Below are 16,605 nucleotides of genomic sequence, written 5' to 3'. Positions count from 1 at the left end.
GAAAAATAAATTTATTTTTTTTATATAAATTTATAGCATGATATCTATTTTTATAAAAACTATACAATTAATTATCAGTATATCTATCCTTATTATAACTCATGAATTTGGACATTTCTTTTTTTCCCGATTATTTAAAGTGAGAGTCGAAAGATTTTTTTTATTTTTTGATCCATGGTTTTCTATTTTTAAAAAAAAAATAGGAAAAACTATATATGGTATAGGATGGATTCCTTTAGGGGGTTATGTTAAAATATCTGGAATGTTAGAGGAATCTTCTTCAAGAAATAAAAAACAATATAATCAAAATAGCGATAAGTTTTATTCTAAATCAGCTATTAAAAGATTTTTGATCATTTTTGGAGGTATTTTATTTAATACCATCTTATCTATTATAATATTTTCTATAATGTTATTTCAGTATGGAGAAATGAATTTATTAACAAAAAATGTTAAATATGGAATAGAAGTGGATTCTGTAGGAAAAAAAATAGGATTAAAAAATGGTGATAAAATATTGTCTGTAGATGGGAAACACGTCAAATATTTTCATGAAATACCTAAATGTATTATTATTGGAAAAACTATTACGATAGATCGTATGGGAAATATGATAAAGTTATTTTTAGATAGTAATAAAAAAAGGATCCTTTTTGATAGCAAAAAACCTTTTTTTATGATCAAACCTAGAATTCCTCCTATTATAAAACATGTAATGAAAAATTCAGAAGCAGAAAAATGTGGATTTATGGTTAATGACGAAATTATATCGGTTAATTCACAACCTATTTTATTCTATGATCAATTACAAGATATTTTGATAAAAAATCAAAATAAAGAATTATATATTTCGGTTAATAGAAAAGGTTCTTATATTCAAAAAAAAATTTTTTTTAGTCCAAAAAAATTTTTAGGAATCTATCTAAAAAATTTTATAAACATGAATGATATTTTTTCTTTTGAAAAAAAAAATTTTACCATTATTGATAGTATCTATTATGGATGTATCAAATCTTGGAATGTAATAAAAAATCAAATATATTTTTTTCAACATGTATTTCATATAGAAAATAAAGCATATAACCAAATTGGTAGTTTTTTTTCCATGATAAGAGTATTTCCTCCTGAATGGAAATGGAGTATATTTTGGAATATCACTGCTAATTTATCTATTTGGATTGCTTTTTTGAATTTATTTCCTATTCCATCATTAGATGGTGGATATATATTATTTATTTTGATTGAATTATTTTCAGGTAGAAGATTGAATACAAAATTTATAGAACGTTGTACTATTATCGGATTTATGATTCTTAGTTTGATGATGATCATCATCATTATTTGGGATATTTTTAAAATTTTTGTATTATGACTTTATTTTTGATGAAATAAAATATAGAATTAGGAGTAACTCCTATATTTAACAATAAATCATTTTGATGTATGTCTTCAATTTTATTTATTGGATGAAAAAAATTTAACCCGATTTTTAGAACATTTTTTTTACATAAAAACATAAATTTATCATAATATCCTTTTCCATACCCTATACGATAACCTCTCATGTCAAAAATAAGTAACGGAATGAATATTACATCTATAGATGTAATAGGTAAAAAAATTTTATAAATAGGCTCTAATATTCCATATTTATTTTTTTTTAAAATACATTTTTTATGAAACATGCAATTGTTTATAGAATGATTGGGAAAATCTAAAATCGGAACGGTTACAAATTTTTTTTTCTTAAGAAGAAAATTAATAATAAAAAATGTATGAACTTCATTGTATTTATCCATAGGTAAAAATATATGATAATACATATAATTCCAAATAAAAAAAATATTCTTTGTCATAAGAAAAATATTATAACTCATTTGAATAATCTCTTTTGATGAGAAACCCTTCCTATATTTTAAAAAATATTTTCTATATTTTTCTTTAAAAGAATTCATAAATTCAAATCTTTTTTATAAAATTGCATCAATAAAAATTTTCAATTTCTCTACTAATATTTGAGGTTTTTCTATATGTCCCATATGTCCTGAAGGAATCTCATTTAAATATGTTTTATAACCCATTTTTATTTCTTCATTTATTGAATCTTTTTCAATAATTAAATCATATTTTCCATATATCAATAATTTTGGAAATTTTGTTGTTTTCAATAAAAAATCTCTATTTTTTCGTATTATCATTCCTTCTATAAAAGAAATTACGCTATTTTGATCTGTAGATAAAGCTATTTTTTTTGTAAAAGAAATTTCTTTTTGTAAAGAAAATATTTTATCAGGATTAAACCATGTATTGACACTTTTAGATATAAAAAAAGGATAATTTTTTTTTGCTAATTGAATGGATTGTTTTCTTTTTTTTTTTTTTTCGTATGTATCTGGTTTTGAAGTAGAATGAAGTAAGCATAAACCTAAAAATATGTTTGGATTTTTTTCTGCAAGAGCTAATGATATATAACCACCCATTGAATGACCTATAAGAATTATTTTTTTTATATTTTCTTTTTCTATTACTTGTTTGACCATATTTGCTATATATTCCATAGAATACACTTGTTCTTTTGATGAAATAGGCTTACTTTTTCCATGACCGGGTAGGTCAATAGACAAAATTTTATATTGATCAGAAAAAATACGGAAAACATCATTCCATATTTTGGAACTACCCATAAATCCATGTAAAAATATGATGACGGGATCTTCTTCTTTTTTTATTATAAAATTTTTTTCTCTATTTAACATAAAATTATTGAATAAAAAATTATAATTTTTTATTTTTATCAATTTATAATATACAATGTTATTGACTATAAATATCGGAAATTCTAGTATTCGATTTGGTGTTTTTCACAATAAAAATTTTGACATTAAGTGTTATCAATCCTGGTATATTCAAAGTAACTTAAATTTATCATTAGATAAATATATTATTATTTTAAAAAAATTATATGAAAAAAATCTATTTTTTTCGAAAAAAATAAGGAATATTGTAATTGGTTCCGTAGTTCCCAATTTAACAAAAATCATAGATAAATCACTATATAAAATATATCAAATTAAACCAATTATAGTAAATCAATATTCTTTTTCTCCTGTAAAACATTGCTCTCATCAATTAGGAACAGATTTATATGCTAATGCTATAGCTGCATATACTTTATATGGTAAAAAAGATATTTTGATAGTTGATTTTGGAACTGTATTAAGCTTAATATGTGTAAATAAATATGGAATGATTAAAGGTGTGATTATTGCACCAGGAATATCCAGTTCTCTTTCTTCTTTAATTAGAAATACTTCGTTGCTTTCATCAAAAATAACCATAGAAAAACCTCCTATGGTATTGGGAAAATGTACAAAAACATGTATTCAAAGTGGAATGGTTTATGGGTTTTTAAGTATGGTAGAAGGTTTAATTAATAAAATTAATAATGAATTAAAAACAAATTGTTTTGTTATTTCAACTGGTGGTTTTTCTCATATATATTTCCCTTTGACAGAACAAATACATATCAATGATAAAAACCATACGATGAAAGGTTTGAAAGTATTATTTCATTTAAATCATAAATAATAATTACAAAATTTTATTAATATATTTTTTCAATCGTTTTGATATTAAATGAAACTGATGATTGGATAATGAAATTCTTTTTTTAGAAAAATCACCATCACTTTCTTGATCCATGGGAATCAAATGTATATGAACATGATTCGGAATTTCAAATCCCATAATAAATAAACCTACTCTATTACATGGAATTTCGTGTTCTATACCTAGAGCTATTTTTCTAGAAAAAATCATAATAGAAAGATAATCTTTTTCCGAAATATAAAAAATATTTCCAATATTTTTTTTTTTAGGAATAACTAATGTATGACCTATTTTCATAGGATAAATGTCTAAAAAAGCAATGAAATCAGCATTTTCTGCTATTTTATAAGAATGAATTTCATTTGTAATGATTTGTTGAAATATATTATTTTTCATTGAATAAAATTTCTAATATTTTATAATGAAGTATTACATTATTTGGTAATCTAATAATAGCAATTTGGCCAACTTGTTTCCCAATTAACCCAATTGATATGGGAGCATGTATAGATATTTTTCCGATATTTAAATCGGTTTCACCTTCTGGTACTAAAGTATAAACTTGTTCTCCTCCATAAGTTAAATTTTTAACCTTGACTGTAGATAAAATGGATACTCTTGTTTTATCTATGATTACACCATCTATTATCCGAGAATTAATTAATTTTTTTTTTAGTTTAGTTATATTCATTTCTAATAAACCTTGAGCTTCTTTAATAGCATTATATTCTGCATTCTCTGATAAATCACCTTGATCTCTTGCTTCTGATATTTGCATTGATATTTTTGGTCTCTCTACTCTTTCTAATCTTTCTATTTCTTTCTGAAGTTTTTTCAGTCCTTTTTTTGTGATATATTCAAATTTTTCCATAATGTTTTCATTATTATTTTTTATCTTTTCATAGTATATGATTCAGAAAAAAATCGAATATACAAATGTTTATATGTTATAATTTCTTTTTAAAAATCGAAAAAATCAATTTATCATCGATAAAATATAAAAAAAACAATAAATATGATAATAAAATATTTTCTATTCTATCCTCAAAATATCAGCTCCTAATACACGTAATCTTTGATCTATATTTTCATAACCTCTATCTATTTGTTCTACATTTTTTATAATACTGAATCCTTTAGCAGAAAGAGCTGCTATGAGAATAGATATTCCAGCTCTTATATCTGGTGAATTTAATATTGATCCACGTAAATAAGATTGGTGATTGAGACCTATAATAGTAGCTCTATGTGGATCACACAATATGATTTGTGCGCCCATTTCTATTAGTTTATCAACAAAAAATAGTCGACTTTCAAACATTTTTTGATGAATTAAAACACTGCCTTTAGCCTGAGTAGCTACTACAATTAAAATACTTAATAAATCAGGAGTTAGTCCTGGCCAAGGAGAATCATATATTGTTAATATTGAATTATTTAATAACTTTTTTATTTGATAAGACTTTTGTGTAGGAATATAAATATCATCTTTTTCTTTCTCTAGTTTGATTCCCATTTTTCTAAAAACATTAGGAATTATGCCTAAATTTTTCCAACTTACATTTTTAATTCGTATTTCAGATGAAGTAACGGCGGCTAAACCAATCCAACTTCCTATTTCAATCATATCAGGTAATATATGATGAGTCCCACCTCCTAATTCTGGTACTCCAATTATGGTTAATAAATTAGAACCTATTCCTTTTATTTTAGCTCCCATTTGATTTAGTAGTTTACATAATTGTTGAATGTATGGTTCACATGCTGCATTATAAATAATTGTTTTTCCTTTAGCTAAAGTGGAAGCCATTATTATATTAGCTGTAGCTGTAATAGAAGCTTCTTCCATTAAGATGTAACTTCCATTTAATTGTTTATTATTTGTATTTAAGTAAAAACATTTATGTATGTGATGATAAGAAACATTACTTCCTAATAATTTAAACCCATTTAAATGGGTATCTAAACGTCTTCTTCCAATTCTATCTCCTCCTGGTATAGGGATACATACCTTACCAAATCTAGAAAGAATCGGTCCGGCTATCATGATGGATCCTCTGATTAGTTTTCCATGTTTTTGGAATTTTTTTGTATATATATATTCGATGTTTATATTTTTTGCCTGAAAAGTAAAATCTTTATTTCCATTTTTTTTTACTGTTACTCCTAAATTTTGAAGTATTTTAATTATACATCTTACATCTCCTATTTTTGGAATATTTTTAATTCTTAATTTTTCTGAAGTTAATAATACGGAACATAATACTTGTAATGATTCATTTTTAGCACCTTGAGGAATAATTTCACCTTTTAAAGGATATCCTCCTTTTATTTTAAAAAATCCCATTTATTATCACCTTTTTTTTTTTTTAATATTTTTTTTCCTAAAAATAGAAAATTTATATAATAATGGATTTATTAAGTTATTTTTTAAACATATTTTACCTTCAGACAATTTTTCTAAATCTTTAAATATCACTTCATCTTCTACTATACTTTTATTCCATCTCATATAATTTTTTTTCATGGTATTTGCTATCGCATAAAATAATCCTTCTTTTTTTTTTTCATTTTTACAATGAATAGCTACATGGATCATGTTCCTTATTATTTTTCCATAATAACGAAAGTTGATTAAATACGTGGGATATACCACTTTTTTATAAAAAAATTTTTTTTTTTTTGGAGTTGGTTTTGGAAAGGGAGTATCTATATCCAATTGATATTGGGACATAATCATTAATTGATTCCATAATTTATGTTGAAAGTAAGGGACATTTTTTTTTAATCTAAAATGAATAGAATCTGTCATTAATTTGATAATTCCTAATGCATAACGATTTCTTTTATCTCTATTTTTTATTCGTACTGCATAATCTATCATTTTATGAATATTTCTACCATACTCTGGTATTATTAATTTCAAACGATTAGTATTATATTCCATATTAATTTTATTGTTTTTGAATACTAAAAATAATATTTGTTCATACCATATATTTTTTACTTTTTTATTCAAAATGAAATTGAATTAAAATTATAAAACTATATAACTTTTATATTATTCTCATTAATATTAATAAAAAAAATAATTATCAATTGTAAAATTGAAAAATTATTAATTACAGATTAATTAAATTTTTAATTTCTTTGAAATCCGATAATTTTCTATTGAATATTCAATTTGATTTCAAGAAATTTTAATTTTTTCTTCGTAAATATAAAGTTTATTTAAACTTAATAATATTTTTTTTATTCCTACTTTTAAAAAATTAATTGAAACAATTTGTTCATTACAATGAATATTGATAATAGTACCAATTCCAAATTTTTTATGAAAGACTTTGACTCCTTTTTTTATTTGTAAATTATTGAATACATGATTTATTAATTGGTCGTTATTCGATTTATTTATTGAAGAATTTAATTTCATATATTTTTTTAATTGAGGTTTTTCCTCTATAATATTGATGGCACTTTTATGAATCAGTTCATGAATAAAACGGCTTTTATTCATTTTTTTTTTTTTACCCCATAAAGTTCTATTTTCTGCATAAGATAATATTGCTTTTTTTTTTGCTCTTGTTAAAGCAACATAGAATAAACGACGTTCTTCTTCTATTTTTATAGGATCATTCATAGTTGATCTTGAAGGAAATAATTTCTCTTCTAATCCTGCTACAAAAATAGTAGAAAACTCTAATCCCTTAGATAAATGTATAGTCATTAATGAAACATAATCCTGCTTATTATTTTTTTTTTGATCAATAATATTTTCATTGTATTTTTCCAAGTAAAAATGATGTAAAAAATCTGATAATTGAATATTATTTTTTTGAAATAAATTTTTTTGTTCTTGAACATAAGAATAGATGTATTCAATAATGTATTGAAAATCTTTGTATTCATAAGAATCATTATCTTGAATAAAAAAATGAACAATTTCTATTGCAATTTTATAAGCATTTTCAACATATGATTTGGATCGTATTTCTTCTATTTTCAAGATAAATTGTACAACATTTTCTATTGTTTTTTTTTTTCTTAATAATCCGTAATGTTTTATATTTTTTAATATAAAATATACAGTTTGATTTGTTTTAATAGAAGCTTCTAATATAGAATTAATAGTTTTTTGATATCCTATTTTTTTTTTTAGAATACGAACTAATGATTCTTCATCTTTTTCATTCACTATAATCCGAAAATAGGAAAATAAATCTCGAATTTCTTTTCTATTTTCAAATGAAATACTACCATATATTTTATATGGAATTTTATTTTCTTTTAATGCAAATTCTATAATTTGTGATTGAAAATTTGTTCTATAAAGAATAGCAAAATTTTTAAATTGTATTTTTTTATCTTTTTCTATTATAGAAATAATAGAAGATGCTATGAATTTTGATTCTTCTACTTCTGAAGAAAATTTATGTATTTCTAATTTTTCACCTTTTTCATTATTTGTCCAAATTTTTTTTAAAATTTGATGTTTATTCAAAGAAATTACATTATTAGAAGCTTGTACAATATGATTAGTCGATCGATAATTTTGTTCTAAACGAAATACTTGGGCATTTTTATAATCTATATGAAAATTTAATATATTTGAAATATTTGCACCACGAAAAGAATATATACTTTGAGCATCATCTCCTACTGCAAATATATTTCGATGTATATAAGATAATTTTTTTATAATATTGTTTTGCGAAGAATTTGTATCTTGATATTCATCAATAAGGATATATTTAAATTGTATTTGATATTTATGAAGAACATTTGGATAATAAAAAAATAGACAATTGGTATATAATAGGATATCATCAAAATCTAAGGCTCTTGCTTGAAAACATCGTTTCATATATAAGTAATATATTTTATCATAACAATTTGAATTTTTATTTAAAGATCTAGAATATAAATTGTTTTTATATTCAGACATTCTATTCATTATTTCTTTTGGTCTTAATTTTCTATCAAAATTTGTTTCTTTTAATATTTTTTTTATAAGATTTTCTGAATCTCGTTGATCATAAATAACATAATTTGATTGATATCCCATCCAGTGAATTTCTTTTCTTAGGATACTAGAAAAAATAGAATGAAAAGTTCCAATTGTTATTTGGTTTAAATCAGATTCGTTTATCATTTGAGAAATACGATATTTCATTTCTTTAGCTGCTTTATTTGTAAAAGTTAATGCTAATATGTTTGAAGGATGAATTTTGATTTTACGAATCATATATGTTATTCTATGTGTAATGACCCTAGTTTTTCCAGCACCAGCTCCTGCGAGAACAAGTATTGGACCATTTATAGTTTTTATTATTTTTTTTTGAATATCGCTTAGTTTTTTATCAATGTTATCCATAACTTAATTTATTATATATTTCATAACATTTTGAATAAAAGATCTATTTTTTTTCATAAAATGAGGATTTTTTATTAAAAAAATTTTAGCAATTGAATTCACCTTTTTTATTAATTTTATATCATTTGTAAAATTTACCATAGGAAAATATTTTTTTCCACTTTGTTTTATACCAGTTAAATCACCTATACCCCTGATTTTTAAATCTTCTTTTGATATTTCGAATCCATTATTAATTTTACATAATCTATTCATTCTACCAATACCATCTATACTAATTTTGTTATTAGTAATTAATAAACAATAACTTTGATGAAGGCCTCTACCAACTCTTCCTCGTAATTGATGTAATTGTGATAATCCAAAAAAATTTGCATTTTCTATCATTATAACAGTAGCATTGGGTATATCTAATCCTACTTCTATTATTGTAGTTGTTGTCATTATCTTTGTTATTCCACAAATAAATTGATGAATTTGTATTTTTTTTTCTTCAGTATTCATTCTTCCATGTAATATTCCAATTTGATTTTTTAGATTTTGAAATTTTGTTTTTATTTTATTATATCCTATCATTAAATTTTCATATTTTTTATGAAAAGATTGACTGATCGTTGGATAAACAATATATACTTGTCTTCCTTTTACAATTTCATTTTCTATGATTTCAAAAGCTTTATTTTTTTCTTCATTGTGTAAATGGATAGTTTTAATAGGTTTTTTTTTTATGGGTTTTTCTTTGATAATAGAAATATTTAAAGTACAGTAAATAGTTCTGGCTAAAGTTCTAGGTATTGGAGTTGCCGTCATAATTAAAACATGAGGATAATATTGGTTTTGATTATTATAACTATTACAAATTGTATTAATTTGTTTGACACCAAAACGTTGTTGTTCATCTATTATTACCAATCCTAGTTTTTGAAATTTGATGTTTTTTTGTATAAGAGAATGTGTTCCTATTATAATAGAAATTTTTCCTGTTAATAATTGATGATAAATCTTATTTCGTATTGAATTAGATATATTTCCAGTTAATAATTCTATTTGATTAATTCCGATTTTTTGAAATATTTTTTTTATATATTGATAATGTTGAATAGCTAATACTTCTGTAGGAGTCATAATACATGATTGATATCCATTTTCTAATGCAACTAAAATAGTTAGTATAGCTACTATTGTTTTTCCAGATCCTACATCTCCTTGTAATAGACGATGCATTTGAATTGGTTTTTTTAAATCGATCCAAATTTCTTTAAAAGCTTTTTTTTGATCATTAGTTAAATTAAATGGTAAAAATTTTTTATAAAACATAAAAAATTTTTTTCCTATTTTATAAAATGGTTTACTCCTGAAAAAAGTTCTTTTTGATAAGGATTTTAATTTCAATAATAGAAGTTTTTCAAATTTTAATAAATATTTTGCTTTTAATAAACAATTTGAAGATTTTGGAAAGTGAATTTGAATTAAAGATTCTTTTTTAGACATTATTTTTTTTTTCAAAATTTTTTGAAAGAAAAAATAATTTTTATATAATTCTAATTCTTTTATTAAATTATCTAATAATTTAATAATAAAAGAATTATTAATTCCTTTTTTTTTTAAGGACTGAGGTATATGATAAATAGGATATAAAAACAATCTTCTTTTAAAAGAATTTATATCGTATACTTTTGGGTGAATAATTTGAATTTTCTTTTGAAAAAAGAATATTTTTCCTAATACAATTAAAGGTCTATTTTTCTTAAAATTTTTAAAAAGGTGAATTTTACGAAACCATAATAATTCAATAAATCCAGTTCGATCTTCTAAACGTGCTATTAATATTTTTTTAGTTTTACCATTGATTTCCTTTATATCTGTTATGATACCTGTTACTTGTATATAAAAATCGTTTTTAATAGAAATTTCGGATATATTTTTTTTTATAAAAAAAATATATTTTTTAGGATAAAAGCAAAGAAAATCTTCATATGTATATATATGAAGTATTGAATTAAATAAATCAGCTTTTTTTGTACTTAATCCTTTTAAGTATTTTATTGGTTTATCAAAAATAGAATCTTTTTTTAAATGATTAATTACATTCACTATTATAAAAAAATATTTAATTTTGTTAAAAAAAATTATAGGACATTTAGCTTAGTTGGTTTAGAGCATTACTTTGACAGAGTAAAGGTCATCGGTTCAAATCCGATAATGTCCACTATTAAAAATAATTTATTATTTTAATAAAAAACTATTTATATTTTTTTATGATTTTAATTATAAACGTTAGAGAAGGGGAATCCATAGATAAAGCTTTAAAAAAAAGTAAAAAAAAGTTTGATAAAACTCGAGTTTTGAAAGAATTTAGAGAAAGACAACAGTTTGTTAAACCTTCAGAAGAAAGAAGAAATGAAATTTTAAGAGCTATATATCGAGAAAAAATGAGGATCAAAAATGAAGAATAAATAAAATAGATATTTAAATTTACATGTTTGGTCAAGATAAATATCAATCCATTTTTGGATTAATTGGAAAAAAAATACATTATTCTTTTTCAAAGAATTTCTTTTTAAATAAATTTAAAAAAGAATCAATAAATAATTGTTATTATGTTATTTATGATATTCCAGATATCAAACAAGTTGATTCCATTTTTAAAAATCCTTACATAAAAGGATGTAATGTAACTATTCCTTATAAAAAAAGTATTATTCCATATTTAACAAAAATTAATTCTATAGCAAAAAAAATAGGATCTGTCAACGTAATAAAAATAAATAAATATGAAAAAATAGGATATAATACGGATTATATTGGATTTGAAGGATCTTTCATAAAAAATATAAATCAAATTTTGTATTCTAAAAATACATTGAAAGCTTTAATTTTAGGCACTGGCGGTGTATCTAAATCCATTTCATATGTCCTAAAAAAATGGAAAATCAAGTATCAATATATATCGAGAAAAAAACAAAAAGGAATGTTAATTTATGAGGATATCAATAAAAATTTATTAAAGGAATATAGAATTATTATCAATTGCACTCCATTGGGTACATATCCAAATATAAATAGTTTTCCACCTTTACCATATCAATATATATCTGATCAACATTATTTTTATGATTTAGTTTATAATCCCAATAAAACTTTATTTCTAAGGAAAGGAGAGAAAAATGGAGCTACCATTAAAAATGGATTAGAGATGTTATACATTCAAGCAGAAGAATCTTGGAAAATATGGAATAATAACAATTTATAATAAGTGGAAAAAAAAAAAATTTTTATGATGAGGGCCATTCAATTAGCTAAAAACGGATTAGGATCTACTTATCCTCATCCAATGTTAGGATGTGTCATAGAAAAAAATGGAAAAATTATTTCGGAATCTTGGTTTGATAACCAAAAAAATGAACTTCCAATTGAACAAGCTATTAATAGAATGAAAGATAAAGATTTGTTAAAAAAATCTACGTTATATATCACATTGGAATTCTATTTTTCTTATCAAAATTTTTATAATGGTATAAACTTAATCATAAAAAATAAACTTTCAAAAGTAATAATAGGTATAAAAAATCCATTTTATAAATTTAATAATTTAGGAAAAGAATTGAAAAAATATGGAGTAATAGTTATTGAAAATTTTTTGAAATATGAATGTTATCATTTAAATAAACGTTTTTTTACTTTCTATGAAAAAAAAAGACCTTATATTATTTTAACATGGTCTCAAAGTATAGATGGTTTTATATTTTTTCCATATGGAAAAAATACACTTACTAGTGATAAGTACTGTATAGAATTATTTTCTAAATGGAAAATTGAAGAGAATAGTTTCTTAATAGGAAAAAAAAATTTAAATCGGAAATTGATAAACTGGAATAATGTTCATTCTATTCAAATTTTTTTTGATCAAAAATTATCAATAACGAATCGATTTTTCCTTTTCAATGAAAAATTGAGGACTATTATTTTCAGTGAAAAAAAAAAAAATGACAAAGAAAATGTAGAATACATCCAAATATCTTTTAAAAAAAACATGATAGAAAAAGTATTAAAATTTTTATATCAAAAAAAAATACAATCTTTTATCATAAATGAAGAAAATAAAATCATAAAAAGTTTTCTTAAAAAAAATATTTGGGACGAATGTCGTATTACTACTTTTAATATTTATTTAAGTAATGGAATCCTATCTCCTAAAGTAAAAGGATTAATGTATAAAAAAATAAATATTAATAGAACAATATCTATTTGTATACTATCACATGATAATAAAATAAATTTTGTATATAAATAATTATTCATTTAAAAAATTCAGTGTGTCAATATTATCAAAATCATGTTTTGAATTTGGATATTTTTTTTTATCAAAAGGTTTTTTTTCTTTCAAAAAATGTGTATACATTTATGATTTTTTGAAAGAACATTTTTTCCTTTTTTTAAATTATTATAACAATTGTAATCAAAAACGAACATTGGATTATTATATTTTTTTCCGTTATTTAAAGATTACAAAATTGTGTTTTCAATATGGAATGATTATTCAATTGATAAATTGAATAAGAATATGAATCATTATTCATAAAATATATTTTTATTTAGATTGAAAAATATTTTTTTTGTGTTGTTGTAAAACGGATATAGAAATATTATTCTTTTTTAATAGAAATGGATATATTTGGAAATAATATTCAAAATATCAATATCTATTATTATTTTTCGTTTTTATTATCGAATCAAATTCGTTATTACAAATTATATTCGTAAATTTTATTCAATTTTTTATATTAGAATTTATATAAATTAATATGTTATGAAAAAAAGTTCATAATAAATTGTTTTATATAGCATATTAATTATTAGATTGTATCTTGATCAAATCACAAATAACCAATCGTAAAATTTTATTAGTGAAATCCGGACAAGTATAATAAACAAAACGTTTTTTATTTTTTTTTCTTTAAGAAAAAATTTTATCTATTTAACTTTTTTTTTCATATATTCTATCAACAGAAAATATTCCTTAATGAATTTTTTTCAAAAACCACTTGTCAAAATAGGACGATTTTTATAAAATTTTTATTGAAAAATTTATTCTATTTATAGAAACGAAAAAACGTTTTCACGAAAATCCCTAATTCATTAAATTATAATTTTATTAATTTTCATTATATGTCTATCAAAATAACAAAAGAATGTATTAATTGTGGCGCTTGTGAGATAGAATGTCCAAATCAAGCTATTTATGAAGGTGGAAAAGCATGGAAAATGTCTGATGGAACTTCTTTAAAAAAAAATGGAAAAGATTTTACTATTTTTCAAAAACCTATTAAACAAAATATTTATTTTATTGTTTCAGAAAAATGTACGGAATGTGTTGGTTTTTTTGACAAACCTCAATGTATTGAGGTTTGTCCAGTAAATTGCTGCATTCTAGATAAAAAAAATGAAGAAACAAAGAAATATCTTAAAAAAAAATATTTTTTTTTGCATAAAAAAAAAATTTATGACTAATTTTTTTAAAAGAGAATATAGTTGGAATATTTTTTTACAAAGAGAATATAAAAAACATTATTTTCAAAAATTAATGAATTTTTTAAGTATAGAATATCAAAATTTTACATGTTATCCAAAAAAAAAAAATATTTTATTGTCATTAAAATATTGTTCTTTTCAAAAACTCAAAGTAGTTTTATTAGGACAAGATCCATACTATAATGAGAATCAAGCTGATGGTTTATGTTTTTCAGTTCCAAATGGAGTTGTATTTCCTCCATCTTTAAAAAACATTTTTACAGAAATCAAAAATTGTTTGAATCCAAATTATGTTCCTTATAGTGGTTCTTTAGTTCATTGGGCTAAACAAGGAATTTTATTGTTAAATTCTATTTTAACAGTAAGAAAAGGTCATCCTCACTCTCATAAAAATATAGGATGGGAATTTTTTACAGATCAAATCATTAGATTGATTTCTAATAAAAAAAGTCATATTGTATTTCTATTATGGGGAAAATATGCTATGAAAAAATATTTTTTAATTAATTCATTCAATCATCATTATATTTTAACAACATCACATCCATCTCCATTATCCGCTCATCTTGGTTTTTTCGGATCTCAACATTTTTTAAAAACTAATATTTTCTTAAAAAAAATGGGAAAATCAATTATATATTGGTGATTTACATATGAATAGATTGTTGTTCAAAATTCAATAAAGCAGATTCTTTAAATGCTTCACTAAAAGTAGGATGTGGATGACTTATTCTAAATATATCTTCAGATGAAGAAAAAAATTCCATTGCTACAGTTGCTTCCATGATCATATCACTTGCATGTTCACCTATTATATGCACTCCTAGTATTTGATCCGTTTTTTTATGAGATATCATTTTTAAAAAACCATCTGTACATCCACTAGAATGAGATCTACCTAATAATTTCATTGGAAATATTCCTATATTATGCTCTATTTTATGTTTTTTTACTTCATTTTCCGTTAAACCTACACTAGATACTTCAGGATAAGTATAAATAACTGAAGGAATTAAATTATAATTTATTTTACAAGGTTTTTGTCCTAATATATGTTCTACAGCGTGTATGCCTTCTTCTTCTGCTTTATGTGCTAACATTTTTTTTCCTATAACATCTCCTACTGCGTAAATATTATTAATTGAACATTGTAGAAAATCATTAACCACTATAAATCCTTTAGAATTTGTTTTAATTCCTATATTTTTTAATCCAAGGTTTTTTGTGTATGGCGACCTTCCTATTGCTACTAGACAATAGTCTCCTGTAAATTTCCTTTTTTTGTCATTTTTATCTATAGAAATGACCGATATTTCTTTTGGATTTTCTGAAATTATATCCAATATGGATAAAGAATTATAAATTTTTATAAAAGATTTTTCAAGAATAGTTTTTAATACATTACTTAATGATTGATCCATATTTGAAATAATTTGATTCATAGAATCTATAATTATGATTTTACTTCCTAATCTACTAAAAATAGATCCTATTTCTAAACCAACAACACCTCCACCAATTATTATTAATTTTTTAGGAATTTCATGTAAATAAAGAGCATCTGTAGATGAAATGATTTTATTATGAATATTAAAATTCAAATTTTGGAATTTTGATGGTTTAGATCCAGTAGAAATAATACAATTATGGAACGTTATTTGTTCTTTTTCTTGAAAAGATGTTGTATCACTTATAGATAGAATATTTTTTGTTTTAAAAGTTGCTATTCCTTGAAACAAATCAATACGATTTTTTTTCATTAAATATTTTATCCCGTTATTAATTTGTTTAATGATTTGATTTTTTCGATTCATCATTTTTTGAAAATCAAAAAATATTTTTTCAAAAAATATACCATGATGATGATATTCTTTTTGAGCTAAAAAAAAATATTTAGATGAATCTAATAAAGATTTAGAAGGAATACATCCTACATTTAAACATGCGCCTCCTAATGTTTTGTATTTTTCTATCAATGCAGTACGAAGTCCATTTTGACTTGCACGAATAGCTGAAACATATCCACCAGGACCAGATCCTATAACAACTAAATCATATGATTTTAAATGATTCATAGTAATTCAATTTTT

General features: G+C 22.3%; 16 protein-coding genes and 1 tRNA gene. 8 read left to right on the top strand and 9 right to left on the bottom strand.

Annotated elements, in window-relative coordinates; genetic code table 11:
* Positions 1–37 precede the first annotated feature (37 nt).
* Positions 38–1,372, top strand: coding sequence for an RIP metalloprotease RseP (gene rseP / locus H0H35_RS02305; RefSeq protein ID WP_185882847.1), 1,335 nt, complete (start codon positions 38–40; stop codon positions 1,370–1,372).
* Here the strand turns inward: rseP and H0H35_RS02300 are convergent.
* Positions 1,353–1,955: a 5-formyltetrahydrofolate cyclo-ligase gene (locus H0H35_RS02300; protein ID WP_185882846.1), complete on the bottom strand. Its 603-nt coding sequence runs from the start codon at positions 1,953–1,955 to the stop codon at positions 1,353–1,355. The two genes, rseP and H0H35_RS02300, sit on opposite strands and share 20 nt — an antisense overlap.
* A gap of 15 nt (positions 1,956–1,970) precedes the next feature.
* Positions 1,971–2,756 carry an alpha/beta fold hydrolase gene (locus tag H0H35_RS02295; RefSeq protein ID WP_185882845.1) on the bottom strand — a complete coding sequence of 262 codons (786 nt, stop codon included), beginning with the start codon at positions 2,754–2,756 and terminating at the stop codon, positions 1,971–1,973.
* A 55-nt stretch (positions 2,757–2,811) separates the two neighbouring features.
* On the opposite strand from H0H35_RS02295, the gene H0H35_RS02290 reads away from it, so the two are divergent.
* Positions 2,812–3,588, top strand: coding sequence for a type III pantothenate kinase (locus H0H35_RS02290; RefSeq protein ID WP_185882844.1), 777 nt, complete (start codon positions 2,812–2,814; stop codon positions 3,586–3,588).
* A 3-nt stretch (positions 3,589–3,591) separates the two neighbouring features.
* Here the strand turns inward: H0H35_RS02290 and H0H35_RS02285 are convergent, their stop codons facing one another.
* From H0H35_RS02285 to H0H35_RS02260, 6 genes are all read right to left on the bottom strand, one after another.
* The gene (locus H0H35_RS02285) at positions 3,592–4,005 is read right to left on the bottom strand and encodes an HIT family protein (protein WP_185882843.1); all 414 of its coding nucleotides are present in this window, start codon (positions 4,003–4,005) and stop codon (positions 3,592–3,594) included.
* A complete protein-coding gene (greA, locus tag H0H35_RS02280) occupies positions 3,995–4,480 on the bottom strand; it encodes a transcription elongation factor GreA (RefSeq protein WP_185882842.1) in 486 nt (161 codons plus the stop codon). The genes H0H35_RS02285 and greA overlap by 11 nt, the downstream gene beginning before the upstream one ends.
* Before the next feature lie 162 nt (positions 4,481–4,642).
* Entirely contained in the window at positions 4,643–5,956 is a 1,314-nt protein-coding gene (gene murA / locus H0H35_RS02275; RefSeq protein ID WP_185882841.1) for a UDP-N-acetylglucosamine 1-carboxyvinyltransferase, read from the bottom strand.
* A 6-nt stretch (positions 5,957–5,962) separates the two neighbouring features.
* Positions 5,963–6,556, bottom strand: coding sequence for a DUF4290 domain-containing protein (locus H0H35_RS02270; protein ID WP_185882840.1), 594 nt, complete (start codon positions 6,554–6,556; stop codon positions 5,963–5,965).
* A gap of 243 nt (positions 6,557–6,799) precedes the next feature.
* Complete coding sequence (locus tag H0H35_RS02265; RefSeq protein WP_185882839.1) at positions 6,800–8,983, bottom strand: ATP-dependent helicase; 2,184 nt, start codon at positions 8,981–8,983, stop codon at positions 6,800–6,802.
* Between the two features lie 3 nt (positions 8,984–8,986).
* Complete coding sequence (locus H0H35_RS02260; protein ID WP_238892309.1) at positions 8,987–11,077, bottom strand: ATP-dependent DNA helicase RecG; 2,091 nt, start codon at positions 11,075–11,077, stop codon at positions 8,987–8,989.
* A 40-nt stretch (positions 11,078–11,117) separates the two neighbouring features.
* Between H0H35_RS02260 and H0H35_RS02255 the strand changes: the two genes are divergently transcribed.
* The 6 genes from H0H35_RS02255 (at position 11,118) to ung (ending at position 15,161) form a co-directional block, all read left to right on the top strand.
* Positions 11,118–11,192: transfer RNA gene (locus tag H0H35_RS02255), tRNA-Val, on the top strand.
* Positions 11,193–11,241: 49 nt separating this feature from the next.
* A complete protein-coding gene (gene rpsU / locus H0H35_RS02250; RefSeq protein WP_185882838.1) occupies positions 11,242–11,439 on the top strand; it encodes a 30S ribosomal protein S21 in 198 nt (65 codons plus the stop codon).
* A gap of 23 nt (positions 11,440–11,462) precedes the next feature.
* On the top strand, positions 11,463–12,236 hold the full coding sequence (locus H0H35_RS02245) for a shikimate dehydrogenase family protein (protein WP_185882837.1): 774 nt from the start codon (positions 11,463–11,465) through the stop codon (positions 12,234–12,236).
* Positions 12,237–12,239: 3 nt separating this feature from the next.
* Positions 12,240–13,277, top strand: a complete 1,038-nt coding sequence (locus tag H0H35_RS02240; RefSeq protein ID WP_185882836.1) for a dihydrofolate reductase family protein — start codon at positions 12,240–12,242, stop codon at positions 13,275–13,277.
* A gap of 875 nt (positions 13,278–14,152) precedes the next feature.
* Entirely contained in the window at positions 14,153–14,494 is a 342-nt protein-coding gene (locus H0H35_RS02235; protein WP_185882835.1) for a 4Fe-4S dicluster domain-containing protein, read from the top strand.
* Positions 14,487–15,161 carry a uracil-DNA glycosylase gene (gene ung / locus H0H35_RS02230; RefSeq protein WP_185882834.1) on the top strand — a complete coding sequence of 225 codons (675 nt, stop codon included), beginning with the start codon at positions 14,487–14,489 and terminating at the stop codon, positions 15,159–15,161. Before H0H35_RS02235 ends, ung begins: the two co-directional genes overlap by 8 nt.
* 1 nt (position 15,162) lies before the next feature.
* Here the strand turns inward: ung and lpdA are convergent, their stop codons facing one another.
* Positions 15,163–16,590 carry a dihydrolipoyl dehydrogenase gene (gene lpdA, locus H0H35_RS02225; protein ID WP_185882833.1) on the bottom strand — a complete coding sequence of 476 codons (1,428 nt, stop codon included), beginning with the start codon at positions 16,588–16,590 and terminating at the stop codon, positions 15,163–15,165.
* Positions 16,591–16,605: the final 15 nt, after the last annotated feature.

The sequence above is a fragment of the Blattabacterium cuenoti genome, assembly GCF_014252435.1.
GTDB lineage: Bacteria > Bacteroidota > Bacteroidia > Flavobacteriales > Blattabacteriaceae > Blattabacterium > Blattabacterium cuenoti_X.
The sequence above is the reverse complement of the archived record's forward strand: the minus strand, read 5'-3'. Positions and strand labels throughout refer to the sequence as shown.